Here is an 8,622-nt window from a genome sequence, read left to right as displayed (position 1 = left end):
CCCCGTACCCGTCACCCCGCCCCGCCCGTCCGGCGCCGTGCGCTCGAAGCGGACCGCGCCCACCCGGCCGCCGTCCGCGAGCAGCTCCACGGGACGCAGGAAGAAGCGCAGCCGGATGTGCCGGCCGGTCCCCGAAGGGGGCTGCTCCGCCCAGCCGCGCAGCACCTCCAGATTGCGCCGCTGCACCGCGGGCAGCGTCTCGGGGCCGGCCGGATCGAGCGCCAAGTCGCCCGGTTCCACGAGGACCTGGGTGCCGGGCAGGGTGCCGAGCTCCCGCAGCTCCTTGGTGGTGAAACGGGCCTGCGCGGGACCGCGCCGCGCCACCATCCGCACCTCGCCGACCCCGCTCTCCGCGAGCGTGTCCAGCGCCCCCTGCGGCATGTCCGTCGGGCGCAGCTCGGCCGCGCCGCGCATCAGCATCCGGGTGACGTCCACCGCCACGTTCCCCGCGCCGATCACCACCGCCGAGCGCACGCCCCGCAGGAAACCCGCGTCGGCCGCGTCCGGGTGCGCGCTGTACCAGGCCACGAACTCGGTCGCCGACCAGCAGCCCGGCAGCTCCTCGCCCGGAATGCCGAGGTGACGGTCGGTGGCGGCGCCCACGCAGTACACCACCGCGTCGTACAGCCCCCGGAGCACCTTCACCGGCACCCCGCCGGGGCCGCCCACCCGTACCCCGCCGAGGAAGCGCACCCGCTCGTGCTCCAGCACCGTACGCAGGCTCGCCTGGAGCGACTTGATCTTCTCGTGGTCCGGGGCGACGCCGTACCGGACGAGGCCGTACGGACACGGCAGCCGGTCCAGCACGTCCACGCGCACCTCGGGGTCCTGCTGGACGAGCTGCTGGGCGGTGTAGCACCCGCTCGGTCCGGATCCGACGACGGCGACTCGCAGCACGGCGGTACTCCTGACGGCGAAAGGAGAGTGCGCGGACAACTCCAGAGTCCCACCGCGGAGCCCCCGGGGGCAGAGCCCGCCGGGTGACGCGGGCGCGTGTCCCACCGTATGGAGGGTGCGCGCGCGGATACGTTGCGCAGGTGCTCGAAGCATCCTTTCTTGATCTTTCCGAGCGGAACGCGGAGGACGGCGCGCTGTCCGTGTGGCCCGCGTGGGAGGTGCGCGAGCACGGCGGCACCCTGTCCTGGCTGTACGTCCGGCTGGACTTCCCCGACGGCGCCGGGGTGGACGCGCTGGCCGTCGTGAGCGACGGGGGCAGCGTCTGCGTCGAGGAGATCCGGGCCCACCCCGCGCTCTCCCTGGACGACCTCGCCGTCCTCGCGGACTGGATCGAGGAGCCGCTCCTGGAGGTGTTCTGGGCGGGGGAGCGGGCCGCGGGCCGCACCCCGATCCCGGCGGCGCACCACGACGACCCCGGCTCCTCGCGCGCGGCCCGGCGCCGCGCCCGCCCGGCCTGGCCGCGCGGCGCCGAGGGCCGGCTGCTGCTCGCCCGGGAGTACCGCGCGGCACAGGAGGCGGGCGCGGATCCGGTGCTCGCCGTGATGCGGGCGACCGGCCACGGCCGCCGGCGCTCCCTCGGCCTGATCGCCCGGGCCAGGGACGCGGGCCTGCTGACACCGAGGCACGCCCGCCGATAACTGCCGTCCCCGGTCCGCTCGCCCCTTCCGGCGCTGTGGTGGACTACGGCGGTCCCGCCATCCCGCGCGTCTGCCGCCACGAAGGCCCGCCCGCCCGCCGACAAGAACCGATTCCGGGAACCGCTACGACCCCTCCGTGCGATTCCGGGACCGCTACGGCCCCTCCGTGCGCTCCCCGGTCGCGAAGAACCGTGACAGATCGCGCTCCGCGGCCCCGCACCCGGCGTCCCGCTCCGGCGGCACCCCCAGCTCCCAGTCCAGCCCGTAGCGCTGGAACAGCTCGGCACGCAGCGCCGGAACGGGCATGGGCACGCCCGGGACCAGGGCCGCGTACACCGCGCCCATCAGCTGGGCCCGCAGCATCGGATAGTCGGCCGTCACATCCGCGGAGCCGTACCGGGCGACGGTGTCGCCGAGCAGCTCCGACAGCCGCCGCTGCTCCGGGCACTCCACGAAGCCCTCGGCCTGGAGCAGCCCCGCCATGTGCTGGCGCATCAGCACCGGCCGGTCGCGGGCCAGCCCCAGGATCGCGTCGACGGCACGGGCCAGCCGCTCCCGGCCGTCCTCGCTGCGCGGCTCCCGCTCCAGGGCCTCCTCCAGCGTGCGGTGCATCAGCCGGTGCACGGCGGACTGCACCAGCTGGCGCTTGCCCGGGAAGTAGTACGACACCAGGCCGCGGGCGGAACCGGCGCGGTCCGCGATGTCGCCGAGCGTCGTGGCCTCGAAGCCCCGCTCGTCCACCAGCTCCACGGCGGCGTGCAGCAGCCGCTCCCGGGAACGCCTTCGCAACTCTTCATTGACCGAGGCGCTGCGCGGGGACATGCTGGACTCCTGCGTTGACTGGCTGCCAGCCAACTATACTCAACGCATCCGGAACCCACGGGTCCGGTCGGAGCTGCCGTCTGCCGGGGTGACACGGGGGATCACCCCGGCGGACGGTGCGCGCCCGTCGGACACCGGGAAACCGGTCAGGAGACGGTCAGGAAACGGTCAGGCCGGGTCCGAGGCGAGGTCCGGGACCAGGTCGAGAACCGGCAGCAGCGCGTTCGGACGGTCGGCGGCCGGCAGATGGTCCACGAAGTGCACCCGGCAGCCGAGCGCCGACGCGCCCCCGTCCGCCTCCCGGCTGTCGCCGACCATCAGCGTCCGCCGGGGATCGGCACCGAGCGCCGCGCAGGCGACCGAGAACAGCCGCGGGTCCGGCTTCTGCACCCCGTGCTCGTACGACAGCGCATACGCGTCCACGAACGGGTCGAGGCCGTGTGCGCGGAAGACCGGACGCGGGTCCCAGCCGATGTTGCTGACCACCGCCACGCCGATCCCGCGCTCGTGCAGGGCGCGCAGCACGTGCCGGGCGTCCGGGTAGGGGGTCCAGGCGGCGGGGGACATGAGCCGTGCGTAGAGCGCGTCGTGCAGATCCGGATCGGGCAGCGGCACCCGCCGGGACATCCCCGTGTACGCCGCCCGGTGCAGCTCCGCGCTCTCGTCCCGGCGCGCCCACAGCCCGGCCGGCTCCTCGGGCACGCGCGCCGGCGCCGCCCCGCCCGGCAGCGCCCCGACCGCCTCCAACGCCCGCGCCGCTTCCTTCAGTTCGGGTTCGGGAAGATCCCGCCCGGTTTCCTCCAGCACCGCACGCAGCCAGGACTCGGTGGACTCGACGCGGAACAGCGTCCCGGAGAAGTCGAACAGCACGGCAGTCATGGCGTCGGACTCTATCGGGGCTCGCTCGTGGCGGAGTTGAGCGCTGCTGCGGCGAGGCGGGGGCTGCGTTCGGCCGAGCGTCCGCGGCCCCGGCGCCGGAGTCCCGCACCGGCGCCGCCCCGCCGGCAGTCATGCGGTCGACTCCACCCAGGGTCACTCGCAGGAGAGTTGAGCCGTGCTCGGCGGAGGACGGCGGACCATGTTCAGCCCAGCGCCCGCAGTCCCGGTACCAGGGTCAGCAGGACCGGGAGCGCCGGGACCAGCGCGGCGACGGCGGTGAGTCGCAGCCGGTGCAGGGCGGGGAGCCGGTCGGGCGGGGTGAGCAGCCGGTCCACCCGCCGGGGCACATGCGCCTCGGGGGTCGGGCTGGGCCCGAACACGCCCCGCTCCTCGTTGAGTTCGACCAGGGCGAGCGCGGTCGTCAGCCGGCCGAAGCGCCGGGAGGCCGTGTCGTCGGCGGCCAGCTCCACCAGCCGGTGCATCTCGTCCCGGAACGCGGCGAACACCGGCACCTGGGGGAACCCGTCCGCGAGCGCGGCCGAGCAGTGCAGCAGCCAGTCGTGCCGCGCCTGCGCGTGCCCCTTCTCATGGGCCAGCAGCGCGTCCAGCTGACGCTCCTTCAGCCGGTTCAACGCGGCGGTGGTGACGACCAGTCGGGGCGTCGCACCGGCCAGCCACCAGGCGCCGGGGCGCCGGTCCTCCAGCACCACCAGCCGCCCCGCTCCCGGCTCCTCACCGGGCAACAGCGGTGCGCGCACCAGGAGTTCGGCCCGCTGTGCCCGCCGTCGCGCACCGGATCGTACGACCTCCCGCACCAGCATGGCCGCGCTCCACAGCCCGGCGCAGGCCAGCAGTACGGCGGTGGTGGCCGCCCAGGGGCTCGCGGTGCCGAGGGCGTACGCGTCCACGACCGCGCGTGGCGCCCGCGCGAACACCTGTCCGCGCACCGGCGCCCAGGCCGCGGCGGCGCTCAGCGTCATCGACAGCGCGCAGCACAGCAGTACGGCCGCCACCACGCACTGCCACGCCCACAGCGCGACGACCGGTTCTCGGTCCGGCCAGTCGGCGCGGGCCAGCAGCCGCGGACCGAGGACGGCGGTGAGAGCGCCGAGCAGTAAAAGGGCCACCGGGACCATCATGGGCAGCACCCTATGAGCGCGGGGCCGCCCGGCGGTACGGTCCGTCACCCCGAAGTGACGCAGACAACGCGCCCCGGCCGCCCGTCCCGTCGTACCGCCGCCGCTATATCCGGTTGGCCGCCTGCTTGACGGTCCTGATCACCGGTGCCGTCTCCAGATGGGTGATGGCGGGGAGCGCGGCGATACGGGTGGTCAGGTACCGGTACAGCTCCCGTTGGTTCGCGCAGACGACGCTCGCGTACAGATTGGTCGGGCCGGTCGTGGCCGCGGCGAACGCGATCTCCGGGTGTCCGGCCAGCGCCCGGCCGGCCTCCTCCAGATGGGCGGGGGCGACCGAGAGCCAGAGCAGGGTCCGGGCGTTCCCGCCGAACACGCGCCAGTCGACGTCGAGGTCCAGATAGAGCACGCCGTGCTCGCGCAGCTCCGTCATCCGGCGCCGTACCGTCGTCGGTGACCAGCCGGTCGCCGCGGCCAGCTGCTCGAACCCGGCCCGGCCGTCGGTGGCGAGCAGCGCGAGGAGCTTGCGGTCACCGTCGTCCAGCCGTACCGGTCCCGGCCGGTGCGGCAGCGGCGGCGGGCGCAGTCGCTCGATCGCCGCCGTGTCCAACCACCCGAGTTTTCCGACCAGGTTGTCGGGGCCGCCGTAGAAGGCGTGCAGCACGGAGTGCGCGGTCACGCCCTCCACGCGCGGGGTGCGGGGGAGTTTGGCCAGTAGCAGTGCCTCGCTGTCCGCCTCGCTCTCGGTCCGGACCACGCAAGTGATCTCGGTACCACCGGAGTTGAGGCTCACCCAGGAGGTGTCGGGGCGCCCGGCCAGCGCCTCGGCGACCGGGAGCGCCGCGGCGGGCGCACAGCGCACCCGCAGGAACCACAGGACGGCGCCCAGCGCGGTGGGGTCGAAGCCGCCGAGCACCCGTATCGCCCCGGCCGACCGCATCCGTGCGTAGCGGCGGGCGATGGTGCGGTCCGAGACGCCGAGGGCCTCGGCGATGGTGCTGAACGGGGCACGGCCGTCGATCTGGAGAGCGTGTACGAGCCGTCGGTCCAGCTCGTCGTAGTCGGATTCCACCGGTTCAAGGCTAGCCGGTGTCGGATTTCGGCGCGATCGATCCGGTTTCTGGTCCGGGCGGCTCGACCGGCGGAGCGTTGCCGCTGTCCCGATCGGCACAGACAGATCCGACACAGACGAAGTCGACACAGATGAAGTCGATACAGATGAAGTCGATACAGACGAAGTCGATACAGACGAAGTCGATACAGACGTAGGAGAATCCATGGACACCGATGTGCTCATCGTCGGCGCCGGCCCGACCGGCATGACGCTGGCCAACGAGCTGCTGCTGGCAGGGGTTTCGACCGTGCTGGTCGACAGGCTCGCGCGGCGCAGCGACCTGTCCAGGGCGGGCGGCGTGCAGTCCCGCACCCTGGAGGCGCTCGACCAGCGAGGGTTACTGGAGCCCCTGCTGGCCACCGGCGATCACCCCGTCACCACCGGCCACTTCGCCGGTATCCCGCTCCCGCTCCAGGCCGAACGGCACCGTCTGCCCTGGCGGTCCGTGCCGCAGGTGGTGATCGAGGGGTTCTTCGAGCGGCATCTCGCCGCGCACGGCCTGCACGCCCGCAGGGGCCATGAACTGGTCGGCCTCGCCCAGGACGACGACGCGGTCACCGCCGCCTTCGCCGACGGCACCGCCCTCCGTTCCCGCCACCTCGTCGCGGCCGACGGCGCCCACAGCACCGTACGGTCGCTGCTGCGGGCCGAATTCCCCGGCGAACCGGGCACGTTGACGATCGTCGCCGCCGATGTGCGGCTGGGCGGCGCCGACCCGGCCACCGCGCACACCTGGAGTGAGGACGGGTACTGGGCGGCACTGTTCCCGCTCGGCACCGATCCGCGGGGCAGGCAGCTGCGGCGGCTGGTCCTCGGCGGGCCGGGCCGGTCGCTGCCGAGGGAGGTCCCGGTCACCGAGGACGAGATCCGCGACGGTCTGCGCACCGTGTTCGGCACGCGGGTCGAGCTGCTCGAACTGCGTTACGCGCGCCGTATCACCAACGCCTCACGGCAAGTCGAGCAGTACCGGCACGGACGGGTGTTCCTGGCGGGCGATGCCGCCCATGTCCACCTTCCGCTCGGCGCGCAGGGCATGAACACCGGGATGCAGGACGCCTTCAACCTCGGCTGGAAGCTCGGCGCCGCCGTGCGCGGCTGGGCGCCGGGGAATCTGCTCGACACGTATCACGCGGAACGCCATCCGGCCGGGGCCGCCGTATTGCGCAACGTCCGGGCGCAGAGCCTGCTGATGGACTGGGCCGGCACCCGCGATCCGGAGGTGCTGGCCGCCCGGGAGATCTTCACGGCCATGGCCCAACTCCCGGCGGCCCAGGGCTATCTGGGCGACCTGATGTCCGGGATGGCCGTCCGCTACCCGATGCCCGGCACCGAGTCCCATCCGCTCGTCGGCCGTCCGGTACCGGACCTGGACCTCGGCCCGGACCGGGTGCACGAACTGCTGCGCTCCGGTCGCGGCGTCCTGCTGGACCCGGCCGACCGGTTCGCCGAGGCCGCCGGTCCCTGGGCGGACCGGGTCGACCGGGCGGGCAAGGGCGCCGGCGTCGAACCGATGCTCATCCGGCCGGACGGCTATGTCTGCTGGGCGGGCGCGGACGATCCGGCAGCGGCGCTCCGCCACTGGTTCGGCGAGCCCCGCTGAGCGGGTCGGCGGCCTCCGCGGCCGCCGAGGCGACGCCCTGCCCCCTGCTTCGGCGGGCGGCGGGGCGTCGTCACTCCGGCTACGGGCAGCTCTCGCCGAACTTGACCGCGGTGAACGCGACCGGCTGCCCACGCATGGCGCTGCCCGCGGCGGGTGTCTGCGTGCACACCTTCCAGTTGCTCTCCACCAGGATCCAACGGCCGTCCGCGGAGGCGTCCTTGACGGTGAGCGACGTGCCCGAGTCCAGGGCCGCGCGCGCCGCCTTCACGGACTTCCCCTTGAAGTCAGGCATCCTGCCGCCCTGGACGGTCGGCTCCTTCTGGTCCGTGCCGGGGCAGGACTCCGCCAGCTTCACCGCGCCGAAGTCCAGCGTCGTGCGCGTCGGCACCGACCTGCCCGCGGCCACGTTCTGGGAGCACACCTTCCAGTTCCGGTCGAGGGCCTGCATACGGTCACGGCCGAGCGCGTCATGCGACTTCAGCGAGTAAAAGCCGTCGGCCTGCGCGGCGTCCTGCGCGGACTGGAGGCCCATCCCGACGAAGTTCCGCACGGCCTTCGGCGCCGCGCTCGCCGACTTGCCGCCCTGGGCGGCGGAACCACCGGGCGCCGTAGCGGAGTTGCCGCCACCGGACTGGCCGTCGGTCGGCTGGCAGGCGGTCAGTCCGACCGTGGCACAGAGCAGGGCAGCGCTGATGATGCGGGTCCGCACGAATCCCCCCGGGTGAAACGGATACAGGCCGGACACGCTAGACCATGCGTGAAGAAAACGTGAACACCCAGCGCCCATCACCCATCGCTCCTTACATCGTCAGAAGCATCGCCACCATCCCGATCGCCATCGACAGCCGGCACGCGCGGGCCAGTTCCGGGCGGTCGCCCCAGCGGGCGGGCGGCGGGGGACCGCCGACGGCGACGGCGGCCGGGACCAGGCGGGCGCCGGACAGCAGGACGTAGCCCGTGAAGTAGAGGAGCAGGACACCGGTCACCACGGGGACACCGGTGCCGCCGTGCATGCCCTCCATGGACATGCCCTCCATGGAGTGGCCGGCGGGCGGGGCCACGGCCATCGCGGCCGCCATGTAGACCATCGCTCCGGCACCCACCAGGTGGTGCAGATGATGCCGGTCGCGGCGCGCGGCCCACAGGGCGCGCAGCGCTGCCAGGCCGAAGACGGCCGCGTACACCGGCCAGGCCCAGCCCGGCGGGGTGAACACCGCCGCCGGCACCGCCATCGCGGCCATCCCGAAGCCCATCAGCGCCTCACCACCGGCGGACCGGCGCTGCTCCTCGACGGCGCTGCGCATCCGCAGCAGACAGTAGGCCCCGGTCGCCGCGCACAGCGCGACCAGCGACCAGGCGGCCGACACGGGTCCGTGCACGGGTACCTCCCCCGCTCGACGGTCGGTCGAGGGATGCGATGCCCAGTCGGGGCGGGGCGCATGCGGGCGCAGAGGGGTGCACGGGAGCGCCGGCGGG

General features: G+C 73.8%; 9 protein-coding genes. 2 read left to right on the top strand and 7 right to left on the bottom strand.

Features of this window, described 5'->3' with window-relative positions; all coding sequences use genetic code 11:
- On the bottom strand, positions 1-897 hold an 897-nt coding region (locus CCN72_RS26655), incomplete at its 3' end, for an FAD-dependent oxidoreductase (protein ID WP_086810290.1).
- A 194-nt stretch (positions 898-1,091) separates the two neighbouring features.
- Between CCN72_RS26655 and CCN72_RS26650 the strand changes: the two genes are divergently transcribed.
- On the top strand, positions 1,092-1,595 hold the full coding sequence (locus CCN72_RS26650) for a DUF6214 family protein (RefSeq protein ID WP_086810291.1): 504 nt from the start codon (positions 1,092-1,094) through the stop codon (positions 1,593-1,595).
- A 153-nt stretch (positions 1,596-1,748) separates the two neighbouring features.
- Here the strand turns inward: CCN72_RS26650 and CCN72_RS26645 are convergent, their stop codons facing one another.
- The 4 genes from CCN72_RS26645 to CCN72_RS26630 form a co-directional block, all read right to left on the bottom strand.
- Positions 1,749-2,417, bottom strand: a complete 669-nt coding sequence (locus CCN72_RS26645) for a TetR/AcrR family transcriptional regulator (protein ID WP_086810289.1) — start codon at positions 2,415-2,417, stop codon at positions 1,749-1,751.
- A 168-nt stretch (positions 2,418-2,585) separates the two neighbouring features.
- Entirely contained in the window at positions 2,586-3,296 is a 711-nt protein-coding gene (locus tag CCN72_RS26640; RefSeq protein WP_086810288.1) for an HAD family hydrolase, read from the bottom strand.
- A gap of 203 nt (positions 3,297-3,499) precedes the next feature.
- On the bottom strand, positions 3,500-4,435 hold the full coding sequence (locus tag CCN72_RS26635; protein ID WP_086810287.1) for a M56 family metallopeptidase: 936 nt from the start codon (positions 4,433-4,435) through the stop codon (positions 3,500-3,502).
- Between the two features lie 103 nt (positions 4,436-4,538).
- A complete protein-coding gene (locus CCN72_RS26630; protein WP_086810286.1) occupies positions 4,539-5,504 on the bottom strand; it encodes an Lrp/AsnC family transcriptional regulator in 966 nt (321 codons plus the stop codon).
- A 205-nt stretch (positions 5,505-5,709) separates the two neighbouring features.
- On the opposite strand from CCN72_RS26630, the gene CCN72_RS26625 reads away from it, so the two are divergent.
- Entirely contained in the window at positions 5,710-7,146 is a 1,437-nt protein-coding gene (locus CCN72_RS26625; protein ID WP_086810285.1) for an FAD-dependent monooxygenase, read from the top strand.
- 79 nt (positions 7,147-7,225) lie between these two features.
- On the opposite strand, the gene CCN72_RS26620 is transcribed toward CCN72_RS26625, so the two are convergent.
- Both CCN72_RS26620 and CCN72_RS26615 read right to left on the bottom strand, forming a co-directional pair.
- The gene (locus CCN72_RS26620) at positions 7,226-7,855 is read right to left on the bottom strand and encodes a hypothetical protein (protein ID WP_086810284.1); all 630 of its coding nucleotides are present in this window, start codon (positions 7,853-7,855) and stop codon (positions 7,226-7,228) included.
- A 91-nt stretch (positions 7,856-7,946) separates the two neighbouring features.
- Positions 7,947-8,525, bottom strand: coding sequence for a DUF5134 domain-containing protein (locus CCN72_RS26615; protein ID WP_086810283.1), 579 nt, complete (start codon positions 8,523-8,525; stop codon positions 7,947-7,949).
- Positions 8,526-8,622: the final 97 nt, after the last annotated feature.

The organism is Streptomyces murinus, from assembly GCF_002154555.1.
GTDB lineage: Bacteria > Actinomycetota > Actinomycetes > Streptomycetales > Streptomycetaceae > Streptomyces > Streptomyces murinus.
Note: the sequence above shows the minus strand (reverse complement) of the source record. Positions and strands in the feature narration are given on the sequence as shown.